Origin of the sequence: Enterobacter cloacae complex sp. 2015409, from assembly GCF_041365315.1 — a bacterium.
Lineage (GTDB): Bacteria > Pseudomonadota > Gammaproteobacteria > Enterobacterales > Enterobacteriaceae > Enterobacter > Enterobacter pseudoroggenkampii.
Window position 1 is genome coordinate 122,541 of record NZ_JBFTVM010000001.1, and the last position, 25,023, is coordinate 147,563.

General features: G+C 57.5%; 22 protein-coding genes. 10 read left to right on the top strand and 12 right to left on the bottom strand.

Translation table 11 applies throughout. From position 1 onward, the window contains the following. Positions 1-58 precede the first annotated feature (58 nt). The 3 genes from ACDO57_RS00555 to celB are packed head-to-tail and all read right to left on the bottom strand — an operon-like array spanning position 59 to position 3,756. Positions 59-1,477: a M17 family metallopeptidase gene (locus ACDO57_RS00555; RefSeq protein WP_370884104.1), complete on the bottom strand. Its 1,419-nt coding sequence runs from the start codon at positions 1,475-1,477 to the stop codon at positions 59-61. Beyond that, positions 1,477-2,433 carry a N(4)-(beta-N-acetylglucosaminyl)-L-asparaginase gene (locus ACDO57_RS00560; RefSeq protein ID WP_370883402.1) on the bottom strand — a complete coding sequence of 319 codons (957 nt, stop codon included), beginning with the start codon at positions 2,431-2,433 and terminating at the stop codon, positions 1,477-1,479. Before ACDO57_RS00560 ends, ACDO57_RS00555 begins: the two co-directional genes overlap by 1 nt. Positions 2,434-2,436: 3 nt before the next feature. Next, positions 2,437-3,756 (bottom strand): PTS cellobiose transporter subunit IIC, encoded by a 1,320-nt coding sequence (gene celB, locus ACDO57_RS00565; protein ID WP_024907562.1) that lies wholly within the window; start codon positions 3,754-3,756, stop codon positions 2,437-2,439. A 146-nt stretch (positions 3,757-3,902) separates the two neighbouring features. On the opposite strand from celB, the gene ACDO57_RS00570 reads away from it, so the two are divergent. Further along, a complete protein-coding gene (locus ACDO57_RS00570) occupies positions 3,903-4,727 on the top strand; it encodes an XRE family transcriptional regulator (protein WP_370883403.1) in 825 nt (274 codons plus the stop codon). On the opposite strand, the gene arsC is transcribed toward ACDO57_RS00570, so the two are convergent. Both arsC and bepA read right to left on the bottom strand, forming a co-directional pair. Then, positions 4,724-5,080, bottom strand: coding sequence for an arsenate reductase (glutaredoxin) (arsC, locus tag ACDO57_RS00575; RefSeq protein WP_024907564.1), 357 nt, complete (start codon positions 5,078-5,080; stop codon positions 4,724-4,726). The two genes, ACDO57_RS00570 and arsC, sit on opposite strands and share 4 nt — an antisense overlap. An 18-nt stretch (positions 5,081-5,098) precedes the next feature. Next, positions 5,099-6,562: a beta-barrel assembly-enhancing protease gene (gene bepA / locus ACDO57_RS00580; RefSeq protein ID WP_048991275.1), complete on the bottom strand. Its 1,464-nt coding sequence runs from the start codon at positions 6,560-6,562 to the stop codon at positions 5,099-5,101. Between the two features lie 221 nt (positions 6,563-6,783). Here bepA and ACDO57_RS00585 point away from each other — a divergent pair, with 221 nt between their 5' ends. After that, positions 6,784-7,848 (top strand): AI-2E family transporter, encoded by a 1,065-nt coding sequence (locus tag ACDO57_RS00585; RefSeq protein ID WP_024907566.1) that lies wholly within the window; start codon positions 6,784-6,786, stop codon positions 7,846-7,848. A 95-nt stretch (positions 7,849-7,943) separates the two neighbouring features. Here the strand turns inward: ACDO57_RS00585 and bcp are convergent, their stop codons facing one another. Both bcp and ACDO57_RS00595 read right to left on the bottom strand, forming a co-directional pair. After that, positions 7,944-8,414, bottom strand: a complete 471-nt coding sequence (gene bcp, locus ACDO57_RS00590) for a thioredoxin-dependent thiol peroxidase (protein WP_008501635.1) — start codon at positions 8,412-8,414, stop codon at positions 7,944-7,946. Further along, positions 8,414-8,983, bottom strand: coding sequence for a glycine cleavage system transcriptional repressor (locus ACDO57_RS00595; RefSeq protein WP_023325845.1), 570 nt, complete (start codon positions 8,981-8,983; stop codon positions 8,414-8,416). Before ACDO57_RS00595 ends, bcp begins: the two co-directional genes overlap by 1 nt. A gap of 145 nt (positions 8,984-9,128) precedes the next feature. Between ACDO57_RS00595 and dapA the strand changes: the two genes are divergently transcribed. From dapA to ypfH, 6 genes are all read left to right on the top strand, one after another. After that, positions 9,129-10,007, top strand: coding sequence for a 4-hydroxy-tetrahydrodipicolinate synthase (dapA, locus tag ACDO57_RS00600; RefSeq protein ID WP_008501633.1), 879 nt, complete (start codon positions 9,129-9,131; stop codon positions 10,005-10,007). 16 nt (positions 10,008-10,023) lie between these two features. Continuing rightward, complete coding sequence (gene bamC / locus ACDO57_RS00605; RefSeq protein WP_032646781.1) at positions 10,024-11,058, top strand: outer membrane protein assembly factor BamC; 1,035 nt, start codon at positions 10,024-10,026, stop codon at positions 11,056-11,058. Positions 11,059-11,167: 109 nt separating this feature from the next. After that, the gene (gene purC, locus ACDO57_RS00610) at positions 11,168-11,881 is read left to right on the top strand and encodes a phosphoribosylaminoimidazolesuccinocarboxamide synthase (protein ID WP_023332985.1); all 714 of its coding nucleotides are present in this window, start codon (positions 11,168-11,170) and stop codon (positions 11,879-11,881) included. A 120-nt stretch (positions 11,882-12,001) separates the two neighbouring features. After that, positions 12,002-12,871, top strand: coding sequence for a neutral zinc metallopeptidase (locus tag ACDO57_RS00615; protein ID WP_023308754.1), 870 nt, complete (start codon positions 12,002-12,004; stop codon positions 12,869-12,871). Further along, positions 12,871-14,817 (top strand): tRNA(Met) cytidine acetyltransferase TmcA, encoded by a 1,947-nt coding sequence (locus ACDO57_RS00620; protein ID WP_370883404.1) that lies wholly within the window; start codon positions 12,871-12,873, stop codon positions 14,815-14,817. Before ACDO57_RS00615 ends, ACDO57_RS00620 begins: the two co-directional genes overlap by 1 nt. 73 nt (positions 14,818-14,890) lie before the next feature. Next, positions 14,891-15,586, top strand: a complete 696-nt coding sequence (ypfH, locus tag ACDO57_RS00625; RefSeq protein WP_370883405.1) for an esterase — start codon at positions 14,891-14,893, stop codon at positions 15,584-15,586. Between the two features lie 38 nt (positions 15,587-15,624). On the opposite strand, the gene ACDO57_RS00630 is transcribed toward ypfH, so the two are convergent. The 3 genes from ACDO57_RS00630 to ACDO57_RS00640 are packed head-to-tail and all read right to left on the bottom strand — an operon-like array spanning position 15,625 to position 17,335. After that, positions 15,625-15,822 (bottom strand): YpfN family protein, encoded by a 198-nt coding sequence (locus ACDO57_RS00630; protein ID WP_014171111.1) that lies wholly within the window; start codon positions 15,820-15,822, stop codon positions 15,625-15,627. A gap of 24 nt (positions 15,823-15,846) precedes the next feature. Further along, positions 15,847-16,974 carry a succinyl-diaminopimelate desuccinylase gene (dapE, locus tag ACDO57_RS00635; protein WP_370883406.1) on the bottom strand — a complete coding sequence of 376 codons (1,128 nt, stop codon included), beginning with the start codon at positions 16,972-16,974 and terminating at the stop codon, positions 15,847-15,849. 10 nt (positions 16,975-16,984) lie between these two features. After that, entirely contained in the window at positions 16,985-17,335 is a 351-nt protein-coding gene (locus tag ACDO57_RS00640) for an ArsC family reductase (RefSeq protein WP_024907571.1), read from the bottom strand. 387 nt (positions 17,336-17,722) lie between these two features. Between ACDO57_RS00640 and ypfM the strand changes: the two genes are divergently transcribed. Further along, positions 17,723-17,782 (top strand): protein YpfM, encoded by a 60-nt coding sequence (gene ypfM, locus ACDO57_RS00645; RefSeq protein ID WP_015572204.1) that lies wholly within the window; start codon positions 17,723-17,725, stop codon positions 17,780-17,782. 109 nt (positions 17,783-17,891) lie between these two features. On the opposite strand, the gene acrD is transcribed toward ypfM, so the two are convergent. Together acrD and narQ are read right to left on the bottom strand one after the other, a co-directional pair. After that, on the bottom strand, positions 17,892-21,005 hold the full coding sequence (gene acrD, locus ACDO57_RS00650; RefSeq protein WP_370883407.1) for a multidrug efflux RND transporter permease AcrD: 3,114 nt from the start codon (positions 21,003-21,005) through the stop codon (positions 17,892-17,894). Positions 21,006-21,147: 142 nt separating this feature from the next. Next, positions 21,148-22,842, bottom strand: coding sequence for a nitrate/nitrite two-component system sensor histidine kinase NarQ (gene narQ / locus ACDO57_RS00655; protein WP_370883408.1), 1,695 nt, complete (start codon positions 22,840-22,842; stop codon positions 21,148-21,150). A 152-nt stretch (positions 22,843-22,994) separates the two neighbouring features. On the opposite strand from narQ, the gene aegA reads away from it, so the two are divergent. Further along, positions 22,995-24,971: a formate-dependent uric acid utilization protein AegA gene (gene aegA, locus ACDO57_RS00660; protein WP_370883409.1), complete on the top strand. Its 1,977-nt coding sequence runs from the start codon at positions 22,995-22,997 to the stop codon at positions 24,969-24,971. The last annotated feature ends 52 nt before the right edge of the window (positions 24,972-25,023 follow it).

Genomic DNA, 25,023 nt, shown 5'->3' on the forward strand with positions numbered 1-25,023 from the left:
CGGGCCTACGAAAACCTGCCGCACTTTGTAGGCCGGGTAAGGCGCAGCCACCACCCGGCTAAAGATCCCCCATTAGATGCTCAACCAGCAGTGGAATCGGTCTTCCCGACGCCACGCTTCGCCCACTTTCACGCCACAGCGCCGTACCGCTGATGTCCAGATGCGCCCACGGAATTGTCGGCGGGCAGAAGTAATGGAGCAGCCACGCAGCCGAGGCGCTGATCGCCGCATTGTTGGTCGGCGTGTTGCACAGATCGGCAATCGCGCTGTCGGTCTGCTTTTTCAGCCGCGCATCCAACGGCAGGGACCACACTTCATCGCCGCTCTGCTTACCCGCCAGCGTCAGCGCCGCGCGCAGCGGTTCATCCTGCGTCATCAGCCCGCTCAGCTCATACCCCAGCGCCTTCACGACCGCACCGGTTAAGGTGGCCATATCAATGATATAGCGCGCCTGCGGATGCCGCTGGCTGGCCCAGGCGATGGCGTCCGCCAGCACCAGTCGGCCTTCGGCATCGGTGTTGTTGATTTCAACGGTGATCCCGTTGCAGGCCGTTGCTACCGTGCCGGGCTGCATGGCGTCCGGGCCGATGGCGTTTTCTGCCAGCGCCAGCACGCCCATAATGCGTACGGGCAGCGCCAGCTCTGCGACGGTCAGCATCAGGCCCAGCACGTTAGCCGCACCGCACATGTCGTATTTCATGGTGTACATGCCCGCGCCTTCCTTCAGCCACAGGCCGCCGGTATCAAAGGTAATGCCTTTACCCACATAGCAGCGCACCGGGCCGTCGTTGACACCGTCATAATGAATCGCCATCAGGCGCGGCGGACAGGTCGCCCCTTTGCCGACGGCGTGCAGCAGCCCCAGACCGTGCTCGGCAATAGCCTTTTCATTCAGCACTTCGCACCGCAGGGCAGGGAAGGCGGCACACAGTTTTTGCGCCTCTTCCACCACAAACTGCGGCGTGCATTGGTCGGACGGGGTATCCGCCAGACGTCGTGCCGCAACCATGCCGTGGGCGATGGCCTGCTGCTGGCGGAAAATAACCGCCAGTCGCTCCTGCTGTTTGGGTAAGCAGAGCGCGGCGATGCGCTCAAGACGGACGCTGTCGCTGGTTTCCTTCAACTGCAAATCGCTAAGCCTGTGCGCCTGATTAAAGAGAAAACGCAGCACCTGCGCCAGCACCACATCGTCGATATCAGTCACGTCCAGTATCAGTTCGGGACTGACGGGCGAGGCCAGCAGCGGGCGCAGCGCCGTCAGTAATCCTTCGGTCAGGCTATCCTGCCAGAGCGCATCGGGCAGCAGGGTGATCCGGGCAAACGGGGCGCAACCAAAGCGGGTGTCAGCGATGCTGGCAGACTCGCGCATTTCCGCGACAAGCGCCGTTTCGGGCAAAAGCGTACAGGAGGCGGAGGCAATCAAATGGCTCTGCGGCTTCGCGTCGGAAAGCGCGGTGATAAACTGATACGTAATCATCATGACTCCTCAATCGGCGCGCGGATCCGCGCGGCATAGGCCTGCATCCACTCATCGTCTACCGCGTGATAATGCGTTTTCTCCCGCAGGCGTTCGGTACGAAAAACGGTGAGGGGCTGGCGAGCCGTCGCCACCACGAACGAAAAGGTTTTGATGTTGGTAGCGGCACCAAATTCGCCCCTGTTATTCATGCACACCACGGAGAGATCGCCCACGCGGCCAAAGCGCGACATCAGCTTGTCCTCCAGTTCGAACACCACCGAATCCGCCGCCTGCTGCGGCGTCATACCCTGCGCCATGCGGCGAACGATTTCGTAACTGGTGCAGCCTTTCATCAGATCTTCACCGACGCCCGTGGCGGTTGCGGCGCCGGTTTCGCTGTCGCAGTAAAAGCCGGAGCCAATAATGGGCGAATCCCCGAGTCGACCGCGTTTTTTCATGAACAGGCCGCTGGTGGAGGTAGCGACGCTCATCGAGCCCTGCTTGTCGAGGCCGATAATGCCGACGGTGTCATGTCCGTCGTAAGGGCTTAAGCCCTTATCCAGCGTTTCGCGGCAGCGTTTGCGGTAGTGCTGCATGGCGCGGTCGGTGAGCATGGTTTTGTCGGCAAAGCCCTGGCTCAGCGCCCATTCCCGCGCGCCCTGGCCGACCAGCAGGCTGTTGTAGCGCTGGCGGCTTAACGCATGCGCCACGCTCACCGGGTTGGCGATATCCACCAGGTTGCCCACGGCACCAAACGCCAGCGTGTCGCCGTCCATGTAGGCGGCGTCCAGCTCCACCTCACCATTTTCGGTGGGCAGCCCGCCGTAGCCGACGGATTTATAAAACGGAAAGTCTTCGACGGCGGCGACGGCATCCACCACCGCTGCCGAGACCGGTTTCCCCGCAGCCAGCGCAGATGCAGACTCGGTGACGCCTTCAAGCGCCATTCGCCAGGTCGCGATAATTCCCCACATGCGTTACTCCTGTTTTGCAAGGGTGGTGTCGGTTTGCGTAACGGTGGCCATTTCCGCCGCGCGGTACTGTTTGTCCACGATACGCATAAATGGCAGATACAGCATGGCGCCAATCAGCAGGTTGATCAGCTGCATCACGCTGCCGCTCAGGTGACCGGTGACGATAAAACCGCTGATGACCGGCGGCAGCGTCCAGGGAATAAACACCCCGGTGGTGACGGCAACCGCGCCAATCTTCATCGCCGCATACTGCACGGTGACCAGCACCAGCGGCACCAGGTTGAACGGGATAAGCATGATCGGGTTCATGATCACCGGCAGGCCAAACAGGATCGGTTCGTTGATGTTAAACACCGATGCCCCGGCGCCGAGGCGCGCCACTTCACGCATGTTTTTGCTGCGGGCGAAAATCAGCATTGCAATCACCAGCGACAGCGTGGCCCCCGCGCCGCCCATCCAGATCATGTCAAAAAACTGTTCGGTGATAATGTGCGGCGGCGTCGTGCCTGCCTGAATCGCGGCGATGTTGTCGGTCTGGTTCTCCATCCACAGCGGTCGAATGATGCCGTTGATCATCGAGCCGGAGTTAATGCCTACTGACCACAGAATGGTGATGCTGAACACCGTCATCAGCGCGCCAAAGTAAGAGGTGCCGTAGTGGCGCACCGGCGTGGCAACCACTTCGTAAATAAACTGGTGGATGGTGTTGTAGTGGGTGTTTTCAAACACGATACGGATACCCAGCACCAGAATCATCACCAGCAGGGCCGGGATCAGCGCGGCGAACGACTCCTGCACCGCCGGAGGCACGCCGTCCGGCATTTTGATCACCAGTTTTTTGCGCTTGAGCCAGCAGAACAGCTCCGTCCAGAGCAGGGAACCAATCATCGCCACGAACAGCCCTTTGCTGCCAATCCACTCCACCGGAATGACGGTGATACCGCCGTTCTCCGCCACTTTGATAAAGGGCGTCAGGATGAGAAAGGCGACCAGCGCCAGGATGCCGCAGGAGATGCGATCCTCGCCATAGTGTTCCGCCAGGCGGAAGGCGACCAGGAAGCTGATGAACAGCGACATAGTGGAGAACACCGCGTTGAACGGGATTTCGATAATGGCGCTCCAGCTCTCACCAAAGGCCTGAGACATAAACTGTTGATAGGCTTGATTCGGGAACGACGAGATCACCAGCAGAATAGAGCCGACGATGATAAACGGCATGAAGGAGACGTAGGCGCCGCGAATGGCCCCGAGATGCCGCTGCTGGGCCGTTTTGGCCGCCAGCGGCATCAGTTTTGCTTCAAGAAATCCCAGAACATTGTTCATTGTGAACTCCGTACAAGATTGAGGGGTGTTGTTTGTGTTATGTCTGAGGATTATCAGTGAAGCGTGGCGAGCGAAAGGTGAAATCGGTCACAAAGCAATCGCTGATATAGTATAAATCTCACAAGATTGGTTCTGAGGATCCTGCGATGGAAATTAAACTGCATGCTAATGCCACCACGACGCCGCGCATCCGTCGCTATCTTCAGCAATCAGATAAAAGCGACAGGGAGCTGGCCGTTGAGCTGGGGATCTCGGTCACTACAGTCAGGCGCTGGCGTAACCGCGACCAGGTTTCGGATAACCACACGACGCCAAAAGTGATACACAAAGCATTGAGACAGGAGCAGGTTGCGCTGGTTAATGCCCTGCGGGATATCACGGGTGCCCCGCTGGACGAACTGCTGCAGATGGTCAATAACGGACTCGGGATCGCCGTATCCCGCGCGACCCTGAACCGCTACCTTAAACCGGCTTCGGTAAAGCAGAAGGGCGCGACGTTGCAGGGGAAAAAGGCGCTGAAGGCAGGCATCGTACCGCAAAAACTCCTGTTACATCATCAGCCTCTGTCTCTGCATATGGACGATGGCGGGGAACAGCATCTGCTCTGGGCGCGTGAACCCGTGAGCGGCTGGTGCTCCGTTCGGCTGTACGCGGGCATTTCTCCACAGCTGCTGGTCCACTGGGTGAACGACGTGCTGGAAGCCTGTCCGGCTGATATTCAATCTATTGAGACTTTTGGTTTCGAGGTGAAGCTTGAGAAACGCAATACCGCCGTGACAGTGCATCCACAGCAATTCCCCGCCGTTCAGGTTGCTCTGCCGCTATGCGACATCATTCCACGTCTGAACAGTGAACCGGCAGGCGAGCTGCTGATCCAGCTGTGCGAATTTTACAACCGGGAGAAAGCCCAGAAAAAGTTGGGAGAGAGTACGCCGCAGGCCTTTCTGGAAGCGCTGCGGCATAAGGACTAGAGGATCTCGAGCACGTCTTCCGGCGGGCGTCCAATGCGCGCCTGGCCGTTCGCCACCACAATCGGGCGCTCAATCAGCTTTGGATTTTCAACCATCGCCTGGACCAGCTCAGCCTCGGTGAGACGGTTGTCATCCAGGTTAAGCGACTTATACAGATCTTCTTTCTGGCGCATCAGTTCTCTTGCACTGCCCATTCCCAGCATGTGCAGTAGCTGGCGGAGGGTTTGCGCGTCAGGTGGGGTGTCAAGGTACAGCACCACCTCCGGCTCAACGCCGTTAGACTTTAACAGGCTCAGGGTATCGCGGCTCTTGGAGCAGCGAGGGTTATGATAGATTTTTACGGCGTCTGTCATGACGTGAATTCTCCTTTATTACATCTTCTCGTACGGCTTAAAGCGCTGCTGCAGGCCACGTAGCTGATCGATACGCGCGTCGTAGCGAGCCTGCTGGAGGCTGCCGAGTTTGACCTGCGAGCTGGCGCTGCTGAGCGCGGAAATCGCCTGATCGAGGCGGCCCACCAGGGCAAAACCTTCGGCACGCGCCGCCAGCTCCTGATCGCGGTTGCCGAGCTGGGCTTCCGCCTGAGCGAGCAGATCCCAGCCGTTTTGATCGTCTTTATTATTAAAGGTGTAGCGGTTGAGGATGGTCGCCGCCTCGCCGGGCTGGCCGCCCTGCAAGTAAGCGTTCGCCAGGTTAAGCTGCAGCACCGGGTTGGTACGGACATCTTTCGCCCCTTTCAGGCGGTTAATCGCATCGGCAGGCTTCTTCTGCCCCAGATCGATATCCGTCGACAGATCGAGGTACCACGGGTTGTTCGGATCGGCTGCCAGAAGCGGCTGCAGCGCCTTACGCGCCTCGTCGTATTTGCTGGCTTCCATCGCCTGGAGCGCCTGACCATACTGCGCGGCGTTTTTTTCTCGCACGTTGCCTTTTGCCAGGGTATCCAGCAGGTCGCTGGTGAGCTGGTTACGCCCGGAATTGTACATCCCCAGGGTTCTCACCTTCGCCATGTAGAAATCCTGTGAAGACTGGACCACGACCGGGCGCATCTGGTTGGCACGGTTACGCGCGTCCGACAGACGGCTTTCCGGCAGCGGGTGGGTCAACAGAATTTCCGGCGGACGGGAAGAGTAACGCGCCTGATCGAGCAGTTTTTCGAGGAAGCTCGGCATGGCCTGCGGGTCAAAGCCCGAACGCTGCAGCACCTGAATCCCGATGCGGTCCGCTTCCTGCTCGTTTTGTTGGGTGAAGCTGATCATCCCCTGGCGTGTTCCCGCCAGCGTACCGGTCAGTGCTGCCATCCCGGCCTGCGGGCTGGCCATCGCCAGCAGAATAGAGCCCAGTGCACCCACCCAGGTGAGGGGGGCGTTACGTTTCTGGTCTTCCATCGCTCGCGCCAGGTGACGCTGGGTGACGTGCGAAATTTCGTGCGCCATTACCGAGGCCAGCTGGCTTTCGTTGTCAGAGTAACGGAATAACGCCGAATGCAGCACCACGTTACCGCCAAAGAAGGCGAAGGCGTTGATTTCGTCGTTATTGATTAAATAGAAATGGAAGGGGGTTTTTACCGAGTCGGCGTGCGAAACCAGACGCATCCCCAGCCCGTTAATGTACTGTACCAGCAAAGGGTCGTTAATCAGCGGGGCGCTGCCGCGCAGCTGGCGAACATAGTAATCCCCCATTTGCATCTCTTGCCCAATAGAGAGCGTGCTTCCTGCTGTGGTGCCCATGTCCGGCAATGTATCGGACGAGTCAGCAAAAGCGGGCAACACCTGACCGACCGTCACCGCGGCAATCAGTGTCGCAACCAGTGTTTTTCTCAACTGCCTGAACATAACCACTGTCCTGTATGTTGGATGTGCTAATTTGACCGATGAACCGGTATATCGTTCATCTCTGCTGCTCTGGGAGTGTAGCCGTGTTGTAGCATGAAGAAAATCCCATTCATCAGGCTTTTGCGGATTGTGATCGGGATACAAAAAGCGAAAGTCTTTTTTGTGACAGTTAGATACAATTCATCGTCTCACTCCCGCCATTCGATTCAGGGAAGGGTTGTATGCTCGAAATGTTAATGCAGTGGTACCGGCGTCGGTTCAGCGACCCGGAAGCCATTGCTTTGTTGGTTATTCTGGTTGCCGGGTTCGGTATTCTGTTCTTCTTCAGCGGTCTGCTCGCGCCCCTGCTGGTGGCGATTGTGCTGGCGTACCTGCTGGAGTGGCCAACGGCGCGCCTGGAGCACATCGGCTGTTCCCGTCGCTGGGCAACCAGCATCGTGCTGGTGCTGTTTGTCGGCATCCTGCTGTTAATGGCCTTTGTGGTGATGCCGGTTGCCTGGCAGCAGGGGATCTACCTTATTCGCGATATGCCCGGCATGCTCAACAAGCTTTCTGATTTTGCCGCCACGCTGCCGCGCCGTTACCCGGCCCTGATGGATGCCGGGATTATCGACGCGATGGCGGAAAATATGCGCGCCCGCATCATGACGATGGGCGATTCGGTGGTGAAATACTCTCTGGCTTCGCTGGTCGGACTGCTGACGCTGGCGGTTTACCTTGTGCTCGTGCCGCTGATGGTCTTCTTCCTGGTGAAAGATAAAGACCAGATGCTCAACGCCGTACGCCGTATTTTACCGCGCAACCGCGGGCTGGCGGGGCAGGTCTGGGAAGAGATGAACCAGCAGATCACCAACTACATTCGCGGCAAGGTGCTGGAGATGATTGTCGTGGGGGTCGCCACCTGGATTGGCTTCCTTATTTTCGGCCTGAACTACTCGCTGCTGCTGGCGGTGCTGGTGGGGTTATCGGTCCTGATTCCGTACATCGGCGCGTTTGTGGTGACCATTCCGGTGGTTGGCGTGGCGCTGTTCCAGTTTGGGCTGGGGACTGAGTTCTGGAGCTGCTTCGCGGTGTACCTGATTATTCAGGGGCTGGACGGTAACCTGCTGGTACCGGTGCTGTTCTCCGAAGCGGTGAACCTGCATCCGCTGGTGATTATCTTATCGGTGGTGATTTTCGGCGGGCTGTGGGGGTTCTGGGGCGTGTTCTTCGCCATTCCGCTGGCGACGCTGATTAAAGCCGTGGTTCACGCGTGGCCGGATGTGCCGGCGGTGGAAGAGAAGTAGTTTTGAGCGGCCTGATGCCCTCACCCCGACCCTCTCCCACGGGGAGAGGGGGAAAACACGAAAAACGGCAACCTGGGTTGCCGTTTTGCTGTTTATCAGGCGCTTTCTTTCAGCCAGTTCAACACCACGTCGTGGTGATTGCTGGTTTTGAAGTCGTCAAACACGTGTTCAACTTTTCCGTCAGCGTCAATCAGGAAGCTGATGCGGTGAATACCGTCGTAGGTTTTACCCATAAACGTCTTCTCGCCCCAGACGCCGAACTGCTCGCACACCTGATGGTCTTCATCAGAAAGCAGCGTGAAGTTCAGCAGCTCTTTTTCAGCAAATCGTGACAGCTTTTCTGGTTTATCCGTGCTGATACCCAGCACTTCCACGCCGACTTTTTTCAACTCGTCCATGTTGTCGCGTAAGCCGCAGGCCTGTACGGTGCAGCCGGGGGTCATGGCTTTCGGGTAGAAATAGACCAGAACACGCTGTCCCTGGAAGTCGGTCAAATTTACTTGCTCGCCGTCTTGATCCGGTAAGCTAAATTTCGGTGCGATGTCACCGGCTTTCAGTGGGTTCATTACTCAACTCCATCCTGTTCGTGCTGCGAATAATTGACGACGCTTATACTGCCCTGCGCGTTTAATTCTGTACAGAGGGCTTTGAACGCTTGCTCGATATTTGACGCATCCTGTGATGCAGGACTGTGCGCGGTAATTTGAATAAAGAGCGTGGGAACCGTGCTTGCGTCGCCCGGCTGTGTGCGGGAAACGAGCTCGGCAATGTTCATCTGATGGCTGTCAAACAGCGCGGTGAAGCGCTCTATCAGATGGGGAGAATCAGGCACTTCAACCTGCACCCAGACGGTAGAAGGCATAGCCGGACGCGGTCGCGCCGTGGTGCGCTTCATGACAATCAGCAAATCCAGCTCGGCGCCTTTCAGCGGCAGGGTCGATTCAATCAACGTAATGGCGTTCCATGTCCCGGAAAGCAACATAATAAATGTGAACTCTTCGCCAAGCATGGCCAGACGGCTGTCTTCGATATTACAGCCGCAGCTGCTTACGTGGCGGGTGATGGTGTTCACGATACCCGGCCTGTCGGCACCCAGCGCAGTGATAACCAGGTAATGTTGTGATGAGGTTGTCAAACCTGTTCTTCCTTTGCATGGTTAAGTCTTCCTAAGGAAAGCATAAAAAAAACATGCATACAACCGCCTGAGCGCCTCAGGTCGCTTGCTTTTATTACAGTTCCAAACGTAACATTGAGGCTCTTGTTCGCACAGAGGATGGCTCATGTTCACGGGAAGTATTGTCGCGCTTGTTACACCGATGGATGAAAAAGGTAATGTCTGCCGGTCAAGCATGAAGAAGCTCATTGATTACCATGTCGCCAATGGAACCTCGGCGATCGTTTCGGTAGGGACTACCGGTGAATCCGCAACGCTGAGCCACGACGAGCACGGCGATGTAGTGATGCTGACCCTGGAACTGGCTGACGGACGTATTCCGGTCATCGCGGGGACAGGGGCTAATGCAACCGCAGAAGCTATTAGCCTGACCAAACGTTTTAACGACAGCGGCATCGTTGGCTGTCTGACGGTGACCCCTTATTACAACCGTCCTACTCAGGAAGGTTTGTTCCAGCACTTCAAAGCCATCGCTGAACATACTGACTTGCCACAAATTCTGTATAATGTGCCGTCCCGTACCGGTTGCGATATGCTGCCGGAAACCGTTGGTCGTCTCTCGGAAGTAAAAAATATTATCGGTATTAAAGAGGCGACAGGGAACTTAAGCCGCGTTCATCAGATCAAAGAGCTGGTTTCAGACGACTTTATCCTGTTGAGTGGTGATGATGCGACCGCGCTGGACTTTATGCAGCTCGGTGGCCATGGCGTGATTTCCGTAACGGCAAACGTTGCGGCGCGCGATATGGCTGAAATGTGCAAACTGGCCGCAGCCGGTCACTTTGATGAAGCCCGCGTCATTAATCAGCGTTTGATGCCGCTGCACAATAAATTATTTGTCGAACCCAATCCGATCCCAGTGAAATGGGCATGTAAGGAGTTGGGGCTTGTAGCAACCGATACGCTGCGTCTGCCAATGACACCGATTACCGACCACGGTCGTGACATCGTCAGGGCGGCGCTGAAGCATGCCGGTTTGCTGTAGAGTTTAGGGAGATTTGATGGCTTATTCAGTACAGAAGTCGCGCCTGGCGAAGGTTGCGAGTGTTTCGCTTGTTATGCTGCTCGCTGCCTGTAGTTCAGACTCGCGCTACAAGCGCCAGGTGAGCGGTGATGAATCCTATCTGGATGCGACCCCGCTTGCTGAACTTCACGCACCGGCTGGTATGATCCTGCCGATTCAGAACGGCGATTATAATATTCCCGTGACCAACGGCAGCGGCCCGGTCGGTAAAGCGCTTGATATTCGTCCGCCAGCACAGCCTCTGGCGCTGGTTAACGGGGCGCGTACCCAGTTCACCGGTGATACGGCGTCTCTGATGGTTGAGAGCGCGCGCGGTAGCACGCTGTGGCCGCAGGTTGTCAGCGTCATTCAGTCGAAGAACTACACCATCGATAAACGCGATGACGCCAGCCAGACGTTAACCACCGACTGGATCGAGTGGAACCGTCTGGATGAAGACCAGCAGTACCGCGGTCGTTATCAAGTCTCCGTAAAACCACAGGGTTACCAGCAGGCGGTCAACGTTAAGCTGTTGAACCTGGAGCAGGCGGGTAAACCGGTTGCGGATGCCGCGTCCCTGCAGCGTTACAGCACCGAAATGCTGAACGTGATTGCCGCGGGTCTGGATAAAACCGCGACCGATGCCGCCAACGCCGCGCAGAGCCGCAACGGTGTGACCTTCGATGTGCAAAGCGGTGCGGATGATACCGGCCTGCCAATGCTGGTGGTTCGTGCACCGTTTAACCAGACCTGGCAGCGTTTGCCAGCGACGCTGGAAAAAGTGGGCATGAAAGTGACCGACAGCACCCGCTCAACCGGTAGCATGACGGCAACCTATAAGCCGCTCTCCGACAGCGCATGGCAGGAACTGGGCGCGAAAGATCCTCAGCTTGCCTCCGGTGACTACAAAATTCAGGTCGGTGACCTTGATAACCGCAGTAGCCTGCAGTTTATCGATCCGAAAGGTCACACGCTGACCCAGTCGCAGAACGATGCGCTGGTCGCTGTCTTCCAGGCAGCATTCAGCAAATAAATACGAGGGCTGGTGAATCCAGCCCTTTTTATTTTCGTGCCACGCAAACGTGTGCGTGGCATAATATGCCCAGTTTTGAACACAAATCATCACACCAGGAGTAATGAAGATGCAGAAGCAAGCTGAGTTGTATCGTGGCAAAGCGAAGACCGTATACAGCACGGAAAACCCGGATCTGTTGGTGCTCGAGTTCCGCAATGATACGTCAGCAGGGGATGGCGCACGCATTGAGCAGTTCGATCGTAAAGGCATGGTGAACAACAAGTTCAACCACTTCATTATGACCAAACTGGCCGAAGCGGGTATCCCGACCCAGATGGAAGCGTTGCTGTCCGATACGGAATGTCTGGTGAAAAAACTGGATATGGTTCCGGTTGAGTGCGTTATTCGTAACCGTGCGGCGGGCTCCCTGGTGAAGCGTCTCGGCATTGAAGAAGGTATCGAACTGAACCCACCGCTGTTCGACCTGTTCCTGAAAAACGACGCCATGCACGACCCGATGGTCAACGAATCCTACTGCGAAACCTTCGGCTGGGTGAGCAAAGAGAACCTGGCGCGTATGCAGGAGCTGACCTATAAAGCCAACGACGTGCTGAAAAAACTGTTTGATGACGCGGGCCTGATCCTCGTCGACTTCAAGCTGGAGTTTGGTCTGTTCAAAGGCGAAGTGGTGCTGGGCGATGAGTTCTCACCAGACGGTAGCCGCCTGTGGGACAAAGAAACCCTGGATAAAATGGACAAAGACCGTTTCCGTCAGAGCCTGGGTGGCCTGATTGAAGCGTACGAAGCGGTTGCTCACCGTTTAGGCGTTAAGCTCGACTAACTCCCTCACCTGCCAAAGGATGTTCGCATCCTTTGGCGTCTTACCTTTGTTTCCTATGGTAATCTTGCCGTTAACCGCCTACGATCATAGCTATTATAAATGGAATAGTTCGAGGTGGTTATGCGCTGGCAAGGGCGTCGTGAAAGTGACAATGTAGAAGACAGACGCAGTGATGGTGGTGGCGGTCCTTCAATGGGGGGGCCCGGCTTCCGGTTACCCAGCGGCAAGGGCGGCATCATCCTGCTGATTGTGGTGTTAGTCGCGGGTTACTACGGCGTTGACCTCACCGGGTTGATGACGGGTCAGCCGCTGCAACAGCAGCAGCATTCTCAGCGCTCCATCAGCCCGAATGAAGATGAAGCGGCCAAATTTACCTCCGTTATTCTCGCCACAACAGAAGACACCTGGAGTCAGCTGTTTGAGAAAATGGGGCGTACCTACCAGCAGCCGAAGCTGGTGATGTACCGGGGGGCAACCCGCACCGGATGCGGCACCGGGCAATCCGTGATGGGGCCGTTCTACTGCCCGGCAGACGGTACCGTTTATATCGATCTCTCTTTTTACGATGACATGAAACGCAAGCTTGGCGCCGACGGTGATTTTGCCCAGGGCTACGTGATCGCGCATGAGGTTGGCCATCACGTGCAAAAGCTGCTGGGGATTGAGCCAAAAGTACGCCAGCTGCAGCAAAATGCGTCTCAGGCGGAAGTGAACCGCCTGTCCGTCAAAATGGAGCTGCAGGCGGACTGCTTCGCGGGCGTCTGGGGTCACAGCATGCAGCAGCAGGGCGTGCTGGAATCCGGCGATCTTGAGGAGGCGCTGAATGCCGCTCAGGCTATCGGTGACGACCGTCTTCAGCAGCAGAGCCAGGGGCGCGTCGTACCGGACAGCTTCACTCACGGTACCTCACAGCAGCGCTACAGCTGGTTTAAACGCGGTTTCGACAGCGGCGACCCGGCGCAGTGTAATACCTTCGGCAAAGCGATGTAATGCTGGCGTTTGATCAGCTGATACGCGAGCTTGAGCGCACCGGCCATCGTCGGCTGGTGGTGCTCAGCGGTGAGGCGCAGTGGACGTTAAGCCAGGCGGTTGCCCTGCGTGACGCCTTGCCCGGAGACTGGGTAAGGCTTGACGAACATCCTTCAAAAGCCATCAGCGGCCTGCTGGGACGCGAGTTCCGGCATGCCGTTTTTGACGCCAGCACCGGGTTTGATGTCGCCGCGTTTGCCGCCCTGAGCGGAACGCTGAGCGCCGGAAGCCTTCTGGTGCTGCGGGTTCCGCCGCTTGCTGACTGGGCCGACAGGCCTGACAGCGATTCGTTGCGCTGGAGCGACAGCGCGGAGCCGATCGCCACTCCACACTTTGTGCACCACTTCTGCCGGACGCTTGCCGCCGATTCGGATGCGATTGTCTGGCATCAGCATCGTCCCTTGTCCGTTCCCGTTGCGCCGGATTTACCCGCCTGGCAGCCTGCCAGCGGCGCACCGCAGCGCGAGCAGGCGGAGATCCTCGACGTGCTTCTGACCATGCCTGCGGGCATTGCAGCCGTAACGGCACCGCGCGGACGTGGAAAGTCAGCGCTGGCGGGGATGCTGCTCAGTCGCATTCAGGGGGGGGCGTTGGTCACTGCACCGGCTAAAGGGGCAACGGATGTCATTGCGCGCTTTGCGGGCGAGCATTTCCACTTTATGGCTCCGGACGCGCTGCTGGCCTCTTCACATCAGGCTGACTGGCTGATTGTCGATGAAGCGGCTGCGATCCCTGGTCCGCTGCTGGAGAAGCTGGTGACGCGTTTTCCGCGCGTAGTGTTAACCACCACGGTCCAGGGCTATGAGGGGACGGGGAGGGGGTTCCTGCTGAAGTTCTGCGCTCGTTTCAGTGGATTGCGGCATTATGCCTTATCGACCCCCATTCGCTGGGCTGCCGGATGCCCGCTTGAGCGATTCGTGGCGAATGCACTGTTATTTGATGATGCGCTTATCGATCGCAAACCGGAAGGCGACGTGCGTATAACGCCGCTGGCGCCGCGGACGTGGGAGAGTGACCCGGCACGCGTGGCAAGCGTTTATGAACTGCTGTGTGCTGCACACTACCGTACTTCACCGCTCGATTTACGCCGGATGATGGACGCGCCCGGCCAGCACTTTGCTGTTGCCGGAACGGAGGCAGAGATTGCAGGCGCGCTCTGGCTGGTGGAAGAGGGCGGGCTGTCCCCTGAGCTTAGCCGCGCCGTGTGGGCGGGATACCGGCGTCCACGCGGGAATCTCGTGGCGCAGTCGCTGGCGGCGCACGGCGGATCGCCACTCGCGGCGACGCTGAAAGGGCGACGGGTTAGCCGCATTGCGGTTCACCCCCTGCGCCAGCGGGAAGGCATCGGGCAACGGCTTATCCGTAGCGCCAGCGGGGAAGACTATCTGTCGGTGAGTTTTGGTTATACCGACGAGCTGTGGCATTTCTGGCAGCAGTGTGGGTTTGTGCTGGTGCGGATGGGGAGCCATCGGGAAGCCAGCAGCGGCTGCTACACGGCGATGGCGCTGCTGCCGCTGAGCGAAGCCGGGCGTCAGCTGTGCGCGCAGGAACATCAGCGTTTGTGCCGGGATATGCGCGTCCTGTCGGCCCGGAACGGTGAAAAGATCCCGGTGGAAGACGGCTGGGAAGCTACCCTTAATAGTGACGACTGGCTGGAGCTGGCGGGGTTTGCGTTTGCCCATCGGGCGTTTTCAACCTCGGTTGCCGCGCTGACGCGGTTGTTGCTCACCATTGATATGCCGCTTCCGGCCCTGCGGGGGAAAATGGCAGGAAAAGCGGATGAGGTCGGGCGAAAAGCGTTGCTGGCAAAGCTGCGCGGTGAAACCGCACAAGCGCTTGAAAGCCTTGATTATCCGCGCTGCCAGCGGTTGAAGGAAGCCATTTTGCAATGGCAATTTTTTCAATGACTTCTTCAGTAAAGTGGCATGGTCATTCCCGCCGGGAGGCGTAGAATCCAGGTCATCTATTAAGGAGACCACCATGAAACACGACCATTTTGTTGTTCAAAGCCCTGACAAACCGGCTAAACAGTTACTGCTTCTGTTTCATGGGGTTGGCGATAATGCCGTCAATATGGGTCAGATTGGCAGCTGGTTTGCGCCCGTTTTCCCCGAAGCGCTGATTGTCAGCATCGGTGGCGTACAGCCATGCGGGCCGAACGGGCGCCAGTGGTTCTCGGTTCAGGGCGTGACGGAAGAGAACCGTCAGGCGCGCATTGATGCCATCATGCCGACCTTTATCGATATCGTCCGCTACTGGCAACAGCAGAGCGGCGTGGGTGCCGACGCGACCGCGTTGATTGGCTTCTCGCAGGGGTCAATCATGTCGCTGGAAAGCGTTAAAGCGCAGCCGGGTCTGGTTTCACGGGTGATCGCGTTTAACGGCCGTTTTGCGACGTTACCGACAAGCGCAACCACGCAGACCACGATCCACCTGATCCACGGCGGCGAAGACCGGGTGATCGAGCTCTCGCATGCGGTTGCTGCCCAGGAAGCGTTGATTCGCGAAGGTGGGGATGTGACGCTGGATATCGTTGACGATCTGGGCCACGCCATCGACGACCGGAGCATGCAGTTCGCGCTCGATCGTTTGCGCTATACCGTACCGAAGCACTACTTTGATGAAGCGCTCAGCGGCGGTAAGCCGGATAATGATGATATTGTTGAGTTTATGTGAGGTTATCCCCTCTCTACAGGAGAGGGGATACAGACCGATTACTTCTTCTGGTCTTTCTTCGGCCAGTCGTCGTCATCGTCCCACTTGTCGTTGAAATCACGGTGCGGGGGAAGGTCCGGTTTGTTGGCGAGAAATTTTTTATGGTCCACGCGCTTAAGGTCTTTAATCACGTTCAGCAATACGCCAACCAGAAAAACCAACACCAGAATCCACCAGTACTTTGAAAGCCAATCCATTCGCTATTCCTCTCAGAGCGTTCGTCAGGCGACGATTTGCTCCATAATACGTTGATACATACGGGCCAGCAGTTGCAAATCTGCCGCATTGACACACTCATTTATTTTATGAATGGTTGCGTTTACTGGCCCCAGTTCGACAACCTGGGCGCCCATACGGGCGATAAAGCGTCCGTCTGAAGTGCCACCCGTTGTCAGCAGCTGTGGCTTAATTTCATTATAGTGCTCGATGGCGTTCACCACCGCATCCACCAGCTTACCGCGCTGCGTCAGGAACGGCTGGCCGGAAAGCCACCACTCCACGGTGTAGCGCAGCTGATATTTTTCCAGCAGGGCGATAACGCGCGCCTTGATCATCTCATCGGTCAGTTCGGTGCTGAAGCGGAAGTTAAACTGGACGAAGTAATCACCCGGGATCACGTTGTTGCTGCCGGTCCCGGCCTTGACGTTCGCAATCTGCATGCTGGTTGGAGGGAAGAATTCGTTGCCTTTATCCCACTCGATGCCCACCAGCTCGTTCAGCATCGGCGCAGCGCGATGTACCGGGTTATCGGCCAGATGCGGATACGCAACGTGCCCCTGAACGCCGTGAATGGTCAGGTTACAGGTCAGCGAGCCACGGCGCCCGTTTTTGACGACATCACCCACCACTTCGGTACTGGACGGCTCACCGACCAGGCAGTAGTCCAGACGCTCGTTGCGCGCCATCAGCGCTTCAACGACCTTCACGGTACCGTTGTGCGCGCTGGCTTCTTCGTCGGAGGTGACCAAAAACGCGAGACGGTTTTTGTGGTTCGGATGCTGCGCCACAAAGCGCTCTGCCGCCACGACCATCGCCGCCAGAGAGCCTTTCATGTCTGCCGCGCCGCGACCAAACAGCATGCCATCGCGAATGGTCGGCTCAAACGGCGGGTTAATCCAGCGATCCGCATCACCTGCGGGAACGACGTCAGTATGCCCGGCAAAGGCCAGCGTTTCACCCTGGCCGCGCCACGCCCAGAAGTTCTGGGTATCGCCAAAATCCATGTGTTCAACGGTAAAACCGATGGCACGCAGGCGTTCAATCATAAGAGCCTGACAACCTGCGTCGTCCGGGCTAAGGGAAGGACGGCGAATAAGCTGCTGAGTCAGCTCAATGACCGGGCATGACATAAACTACACCTCAACGAAAAAAGTCGGAATAAAGGGTTTCACTGAAACCCAGCAGCATAGGCTGCCCTGGCGCGCAGAGCAATGGGCGTTTGATAATTGCCGGCATCTCGAGCATCAGTTTTGCCGCGCTGTCGGCATCTTTGATGCTGGCGCGCAGAGAGTCGTCCAGTTTACGCCAGGTGGTACCGCGGGTATTCAGCAGGGCTTCCCAGCCCAGTTCGCGAATAGCGCTATGCAGAAATTCTGCATCGAGCCCATCGGCACGGTAATCGTGGAAGCGGTACTCCACGCTGTTTGCTTCCAGCCAGCGGCGGGCTTTTTTGATGGTGTCGCAATTTTTAATGCCGTACATCACAACCATGGTGAATCCTTTTGATGTTCTGATAATTAAATGTTCAGTAAATTCGAAGATATATCCTTAAGTGGAATATAACACATTCAGGAATCGTCTGGATTAATGTGTCTTCTTAATTCGACTCACAACTGTACGCTGAATATTCTTTCATCATTTAAGCATAGATGTCCATAAACTTTAAAAACCCAATAAAGTCAGCCAATAAAATAAAACTCACCCGTCCGTAGGGTTATTTCAAAATATTGCTGGCCGTCACAAAAAATTGAGGGCTCTCCGTTCATATTTATCATAAATCCCCGCAGGACGTGGGGTACAATCACAGCAATTGGTTAAATAGTCTTCACAATGATGGTACGTTTTTGTAGAATGCGCATAATAATAAGAGAGGTTGTTATGATTGAACGTGAACTGGGGAACTGGAAAGATTTTATCGAAGGCATGCTTCGTAAATGACATTCAGTAAGAATTGCAAGAGCACTAAAATAAGTAAAATAACCATAGTGTGAATTAATCACACAATAAAAAGGCGGCCGATAAAGCCGCCTTTTTTTATTTCAACCACTTACTCAGGACGTTCCTTCAGCGGGAAGCGGCGACGCACCAGCACAAAGAACAGCGGAACGAAGTAAATGGCCAGAATGGTGGCCGAAATCATGCCGCCCATCACCCCGGTCCCGACCGCATGCTGGCTGCTGGAGCCCGCGCCCGTGCTGGTTGCCATTGGCAGAACACCAAAGACAAACGCCAGCGACGTCATCAGGATCGGACGCAGGCGCTGACGGCAGGCGTGCAGCGTAGCGGCCATCAGCTCGTGGCCTTTGGCATTCATCTCGTTGGCAAACTCAACGATCAGAATGGCGTTTTTCGCCGACAGCCCAATGACGGTGAGCAGGCCCACCTGGAAGTAGACATCGTTCTCCAGGCCGCGCATCCAGGTCGCCAGCAGCGCACCGATAACCCCAAGGGGCACCACCAGCATGACCGAAAACGGGACCGACCAGCTCTCATACAGTGCGGCAAGGCAGAGGAAGACCACCAGCAGCGAAAGCGCATAAAGCGCAGGGGTCTGCGCCCCGGAGAGACGCTCCTGGTAAGACATGGCCGTCCACTCGAGACCAAAACCGGCGGGCAGCTGCTGCACCAGTTTTTCCATGGTGTCCATGGCAGTACCGGTACTGACGCCCGGCGCGGCTTCCCCGACGATTTCAACCGCAGAATAGCCGTTATAGCGCTCCAGGCGCGGCGAGCCGCTCTCCCAGTGCGAATTAGCAAAGGCGGAGAACGGCACCATGCCGCCAGCATTATTTCTGACAAACCAGCGGTTGATATCATCCGGCAGCATGCGGAACGGCGCGGCGGACTGGACATACACTTTTTTCACGCGGCCGCGGTCCATAAAGTCATTCACATAGCTCGAGCCCCACGCCGTCTGCAGGGTGTCATTGATATCGTTGATCGAGACGCCCAGCGCCTGCGCCTTACGCTGATCGATATCCACCTGGAGCTGCGGACTATCATCAAGGCCGTTATGGCGAACGCGGGTCAGGCCCGGATCGTTGCCCGCCAGCGCTAGCAGCTTATCGCGTGCCGCCATCAGCGCCGTGTGGCCCGCCCCGGCGTGATCCTGCAGCTCCATATCAAACCCGGCGGAACTGCCCAGGCCGCTTATCGCCGGCGGACTGCTGGCAAAGACGCGCGCCTCTTTGATATGCGCAAAAGCTTTGGTCGCACGTTCAATGATGGCAAATGACGTTCCCGTTCTGGTATCGCGCTCGTCCCAGTCCTTCAGGCGGACGAACATGCGGGCGACGTTCTGCCCGTTCCCGCCCGGACCGGATCCGACGGTAGAGAAGACCGACACCACGTTATCTTTCTCTTTGGTGAAGAAGTACTGTTCCACTTTCTGGACCACTTTCAGCGTCTGCTGCTGCGTTGCGCCGCTCGGAAGCTGCACCGAGGTGGTGAACATCCCCCGGTCTTCCATCGGCAGGAACGAGGTGGGCAGGTGCAGGAACAGCCAGACCATGCCGCCCAGTAGCACAACGTAAATCATCATCCAGCGCAGGCTGCGGTGCAGTACGTGACCGACGGCAGATTCATACCGCGCGGCGTTGCGGTTGAACATCCGGTTAAACCAGCCGAAGAAGCCTTTCTGACCGTGATGCTCCCCTTTGTGCAGCGGTTTCAGAATGGTGGCGCACAGCGCGGGGGTGAGGATCAGCGCCACCAGCACGGAGAGCACCATCGCCGAGACAATGGTTATCGAGAACTGACGGTAAATCGCCCCGGTGGTGCCGCCAAAGAAGGCCATCGGGATAAAGACGGCCGACAGCACCATCGCAATCCCGACCAGCGCCCCCTGAATTTGCCCCATGGATTTGCGCGTCGCCTGGCGCGGAGTGAGTCCTTCTTCGCTCATGATGCGCTCGACGTTTTCAACCACCACGATGGCATCATCCACCAGAAGGCCAATCGCCAGCACCATGGCAAACATCGTCAGGGTATTAATGCTGTACCCGAAGGCGTAGAGCACCGCAAAGGTCCCCAGCAGCACTACCGGGACGGCAATGGTGGGGATCAGCGTCGCGCGGAAGTTTTGCAGGAACAGGTACATGACCAGGAACACCAGCGCGATGGCTTCCAGCAGGGTCTTCACCACGTCCTCAATCGACGCTTTAACGAAGGAGGTGGTTTCATAGGCGACTTTATACTCCAGCCCGTGCGGGAAATACTGCGACAGCTCGTCCAGACGATCTAACACCAGTTTCGCCGTCGCCATTTCGTTCGCGCCGGAGGCCAGTTTAATCCCCAGGCCGGAGGCCTGATTGCCGTTAAAGCGGCTCAGGTAGTCGTATTTCTCCGCCCCCATTTCCACCGTGGCAACATCGCCGAGACGCACTTCCGACCCGTCCTGATTCACGCGCAGGGTGATGTTGCGGAACTGGTCCGGCGTCTGCAGCAGGGATTGCGAATTGATGGTGGCGTTCAGAGCTTGCTTATCAACGGAAGGCGTTCCCCCCAGCTGCCCCACCGCAATCTGGGCGTTCTGGGCTTTAATGGCATCCGTCACGTCGGTTGCCGTCATCTGGTAGCTGTTCAGCTTGTTGGGATCGAGCCAGATACGCATCGAGTATTGTGAGCCGTAGGCGTCGATATCTCCGACGCCGTTAATCCGGCTGATAGGATCCTGAATATTACTGGCGACGTAGTCCGCGATGTCCTGTTTATCCATCGAGCCATCTGTCGAAACAAAGGCGATGGTCAAAATGTTGGTATCACCGGTTTTACGCACGGTCACACCCTGGTTCTGCACCGCCTGGGGCAGCTTGCGCATGGCCGACTGCAGCTGGTTTTGGACCTGCTGTACCGCTTCGTCCGGATCGGTACCCGCCTTAAAGCTCAGGGTCACCGTCGCCTGACCCGTGGCGCTACTTTGCGAGGACATGTACATCAGGTTATCCAGACCCGTCATGTTCTGCTCGATAACCTGCGTCACGGTATTTTCCAGCGTTTGTGCCGACGCGCCGGGATAGTTGGCGGTGACGCGCACGTTCGGCGGTGCCAGGTCGGGGTATTGCTCAACGGGAAGTGAAGTAATCGCCAGGACACCTGTCAGACACAACAGGATGGCAAGCACCCAGGCAAAAATGGGGCGATCGATGAAGAAATTCGCCATGAAAGTGTGACCTCGTTTTGCTGCACGTCATTATTGTTTATTGCCCGCATAACTTTAGCGGTAAGGGCCAGGTCAAACGTGGAGAAATAAAGGAGATAATGTAAATTATCATGCGCTTTTCCCTGCGCTTGCCCCTTTACCGTTATTTACCTGTTAACGGTGTGGGCACCGGGAACGTCACGCTGACCAGCGTGCCGCCGTTTTGCGGCTGTGAAAAGTGTAGTGTTCCCCCAAGCCGTTGCGCGCGTTCACGCATAATGTTCAGCCCGTAGTGTCCCGGCGGCTCGCTGGCCTCGCCAATTCCGATCCCGTTGTCACGAATGCTGACGCAGTGCGTACCGTTCGCTGCCGTCACGCAGTTCACCGCGATTTCGCTGGCCTGCGCGTGCTTAATGGCGTTCAGCACGGCCTCACGCACGATCTGTAAAAGATGCACCTGCTTTTGCGCGTCCAGCGCCAGCGAGGAGAGGCGACAGTCGAGATGCAGCTTAGCCTGCGTCTGGCTCTGCAGGACGTCGAGGGACTCCTGTAGCGCCGCGGGTAAATTCGCGTGGTTCAGCGTCAGGCGGAAGGTAGTGAGCAGTTCGCGCAGCTGCTGCCAGGCGTTGTTCAGCTCGCGGGAGAAGTCGGAGATGATGGTCTGCGCCGGAGTATTTTCCTCCGGCACGGCGCGTTTGAGCAGCGCAAGCTGAATGCGCAGATACGACAGCACCTGCGCCAGCGAATCGTGCAGCTCGCGGGCGATGGTGGCGCGCTCTTCCATCAGCAGCAGCTGCTGGTAATGTTTTTGCGCCTGGTTAAAGTACAGCCCGCGCCCGAGCATGGTCGCCACGCTTCTCATCAGCGGAAGGGGGACGCTGTCCGTTTCGCTTTGCCAGCGCAGCTCGCCGTAAAGGGTGTCCTGCATCAGTACCGGCAGGTTTTGTAGAGGGATCCCCCTGGACTCCTTCCCTTCACACAGCCGCCAGTCGTCGCTGGTGCGCAGCTCCAGATAATTCATCTGCGTATAGTCATGGACAATCTGCAGGATATGCCGGAAACAGTGGCTGTCTATCTGGCCGGTATTCAGCGCCTGCGAGCACTTGAACAGCATGTCGAGCTGCTGGTGGGCTTCGTGCAGGTGCCGCGTTTTTTCCGCGACCGAAGCCTCAAGCGAACGGTAGAGCGTATCTAATTCGGCGGACATATGGTTGAAGGCGCGGGAGAGCTGGCCCAGCTCATTCGGCAGGGCGGAATCCGGCGCCGGGGTTGCAAATTCCCCGCGCTCAACCCGTTCGCTGGCCGCCACCAGATTGTTAAGCGGCACCACCACCTGGCGACGGATGCGTCGCAGGGTAAACAGCGTCAGCAGCAGGATCCCGAGAGCGCCTGCCAGGGAAAGCAGGGTCACCGTCTGAATTTTATGTTCGGTGTAGTGCTGAAGGGCGAGCACAAAGGCATCAATGCGGCCGACAAAATCCTCAATATGGGTTTGATACCACGCGCTGTCGCCGCGGGCGATGTGAGCATCCATCTCCTGCCAGGCCACATGCAACTGCTGGTAGCGCGCTTTAACATTGTCCGGAACGTACCAGCGGTTCAGCTTCTGCAAGGCAGGCGCGCTCAGCGTCTGTTGCCAGCTCTCGCGATGCGCGGCAAGGGAAGGGCTGTTGCGCTGCATCTCGTAGCCCAGACGATAGCTCTGCATGCGCAGCGAGCCGGCGATATTGATGGCTTCGGCGTCACGCTGGCTGCTGGCCAGCGTCAGCAGCGCGACGGTGCTGGTCAGCACGGATAAGACAATGATCGAAAAGAAAGCCCAGGCAAGGCTTCCGGAAACGGGTCGTTTAACGGTCACAGAACGGCTCTCTGAATAAAATTGATCTGCCACAGGTTCACTGGAAATAATTGGGCATTCCGGGCATTTGAACATTGCCCGATCGCGCCGTGATGCGTAAATACCATACTCTTATAAAAAGAAAGGTTATTGAACCAAAAACAGGTGTGGTTATGAATCGTTTTATTATGGCTAACAGCCAGCAGTGCATTGGGTGTCGCGCCTGCGAAGTGGCCTGCGTGATGGCGCACAACGATGAGCAGCATGTCCTGAGCGAGCGCCATTTTCATCCCCGTATTACGGTCCTGAGATCCGGTGAGAAGAGCAGCCCCGTGACCTGTCATCATTGTGAAAATGCACCCTGCGCGCAAAGCTGCCCGAACGGTGCCATCAGCAAATGCGATGACAGCGTACAGGTGAATCAACAAAAATGCATCGGCTGTAAGGCCTGCGTGGTGGCCTGCCCGTTTGGCACGATGGAGATTATCGTCACCCCGCTCGACAACGGCAGCGTGAAGGCCTCGGCGAATAAATGCGATCTCTGTCTGACGCGGCCACACGGCCCGGCCTGTATCGAAAATTGCCCGGCAGATGTCCTCTCACTGGCGACGCCTGCTGTCCTTGATCATCTGGCGAAATCGCGCCGACAGCGCACGGCCTGCCTGGAGGCGCAGCCCTGGCATGCGGAGGCCGTCGGAGAAGATGCTCCGCGCACCAAACTGCAGCAGATGCAGGGGACGGCGCCACGCGGCGAGCCCGATAAACTGGCTGCCGCAGAGCGCGTAAGCCATTTTAACGAAATTTACCTTCCGTTCCGGGACGGGCAGGCCGCCCGCGAGGCGTCGCGCTGCCTGAAATGCGGAGAGCACAGCATTTGCGAATGGACCTGCCCGCTGCATAACCACATCCCACAGTGGATTGAGCGCCTCAACGCGGGTGATATCGCCGGCGCGGTCGAGCTTTCTCATCAGACCAACTGTTTACCTGAAATTACCGGCCGCGTCTGCCCGCAGGACCGATTATGCGAAGGTGCCTGCACAATACGTGAAGCGGCGGGATCCGTGACCATCGGTAACATCGAGCGCTATATCTCCGATCGGGCGCTGGCGATGGGCTGGCGGCCGGATATGTCCGCCGTCACGCCGACAGATAAACGTGTCGCGATTGTCGGCGCGGGGCCTGCCGGGCTGGCGTGCGCCGACGTGCTGGCGCGTCGCGGCGTGAGCGTGACGGTCTATGACCGACATCCGGAAATCGGTGGATTGCTAACCTTCGGCATCCCGGCTTTTAAGCTGGACAAATCGCTGCTCGCGCGGCGCAGAGAGATATTTACCGCGATGGGGATCCGCTTTGAGCTGAACTGCGAGGTGGGCCAGGACGTGTCGATGTCGCAGTTAAAGCACGATTACGACGCCCTGTTTATTGGCGTGGGAACCTATCGTTCGATGAAGGCGGGTATCCCGCATGAAGACGCGCCAGGGGTCTATGACGCGTTGCCTTTCCTGGTGGGCAACACGCGGCATGTTATGGGGCTGGAGGCGACGGCCAGCGAACCGTTCATCGACACCCATGGCTTAAACGTGGTGGTGCTTGGCGGGGGCGATACCGCCATGGACTGCGTCCGCACCGCGTTACGCCACGGTGCGGCGAAGGTGACCTGCGCCTATCGTCGGGATGAGGCCAACATGCCGGGCTCGAAGAAAGAGGTGAAGAACGCCAGAGAAGAGGGCGCGGCGTTTGAATTTAACGTCCAGCCGGTTGAGCTGACGCTGGATCCGAACGGTAAGGTCAACGGTATCCGGATGCTGCGTACCGAGCTCGGAGAGCCGGATGCGCAGGGACGGCGGCGACCGGTTCCCGTGGCGGGCAGTGAGTTCGTGATGGCCGCGGATGCAGTCATCATGGCGTTTGGTTTTAACCCGCACGCGATGCCGTGGCTGCAGGCGCAGGGTGTCGAAACGGATGACTGGGGGCGGATCGTTGCCTCCGTCGAGAGCCGTTACCGTTACCAGACGACTAACCCGCAGATCTTCGCCGGGGGCGATGCGGTACGCGGCGCGGATCTGGTGGTGACCGCCATGGCGGAAGGGCGTCATGCGGCGCAAGGGATACTCGACTGGCTTGGGGTTAACGCGCCAAAACATCATTAAACCGGCGGGCGACAAAGCGGGATTCACGGCGTAGTATAGGACGACTCATTGT

Coding starts and splice junctions, on each gene's coding strand:
- ACDO57_RS00555 (WP_370884104.1), bottom strand. CDS start 1,477: ATGATTACGTATCAGTTTATCACCGCGCTTTCCGACGCGAAGCCGCAG.
- ACDO57_RS00560 (WP_370883402.1), bottom strand. CDS start 2,433: ATGTGGGGAATTATCGCGACCTGGCGAATGGCGCTTGAAGGCGTCACC.
- celB (WP_024907562.1), bottom strand. CDS start 3,756: ATGAACAATGTTCTGGGATTTCTTGAAGCAAAACTGATGCCGCTGGCG.
- ACDO57_RS00570 (WP_370883403.1), top strand. CDS start 3,903: ATGGAAATTAAACTGCATGCTAATGCCACCACGACGCCGCGCATCCGT.
- arsC (WP_024907564.1), bottom strand. CDS start 5,080: ATGACAGACGCCGTAAAAATCTATCATAACCCTCGCTGCTCCAAGAGC.
- bepA (WP_048991275.1), bottom strand. CDS start 6,562: ATGTTCAGGCAGTTGAGAAAAACACTGGTTGCGACACTGATTGCCGCG.
- ACDO57_RS00585 (WP_024907566.1), top strand. CDS start 6,784: ATGCTCGAAATGTTAATGCAGTGGTACCGGCGTCGGTTCAGCGACCCG.
- bcp (WP_008501635.1), bottom strand. CDS start 8,414: ATGAACCCACTGAAAGCCGGTGACATCGCACCGAAATTTAGCTTACCG.
- dapA (WP_008501633.1), top strand. CDS start 9,129: ATGTTCACGGGAAGTATTGTCGCGCTTGTTACACCGATGGATGAAAAA.
- bamC (WP_032646781.1), top strand. CDS start 10,024: ATGGCTTATTCAGTACAGAAGTCGCGCCTGGCGAAGGTTGCGAGTGTT.
- purC (WP_023332985.1), top strand. CDS start 11,168: ATGCAGAAGCAAGCTGAGTTGTATCGTGGCAAAGCGAAGACCGTATAC.
- ACDO57_RS00615 (WP_023308754.1), top strand. CDS start 12,002: ATGCGCTGGCAAGGGCGTCGTGAAAGTGACAATGTAGAAGACAGACGC.
- ACDO57_RS00620 (WP_370883404.1), top strand. CDS start 12,871: ATGCTGGCGTTTGATCAGCTGATACGCGAGCTTGAGCGCACCGGCCAT.
- ypfH (WP_370883405.1), top strand. CDS start 14,891: ATGAAACACGACCATTTTGTTGTTCAAAGCCCTGACAAACCGGCTAAA.
- ACDO57_RS00630 (WP_014171111.1), bottom strand. CDS start 15,822: ATGGATTGGCTTTCAAAGTACTGGTGGATTCTGGTGTTGGTTTTTCTG.
- dapE (WP_370883406.1), bottom strand. CDS start 16,974: ATGTCATGCCCGGTCATTGAGCTGACTCAGCAGCTTATTCGCCGTCCT.
- ACDO57_RS00640 (WP_024907571.1), bottom strand. CDS start 17,335: ATGGTTGTGATGTACGGCATTAAAAATTGCGACACCATCAAAAAAGCC.
- acrD (WP_370883407.1), bottom strand. CDS start 21,005: ATGGCGAATTTCTTCATCGATCGCCCCATTTTTGCCTGGGTGCTTGCC.
- aegA (WP_370883409.1), top strand. CDS start 22,995: ATGAATCGTTTTATTATGGCTAACAGCCAGCAGTGCATTGGGTGTCGC.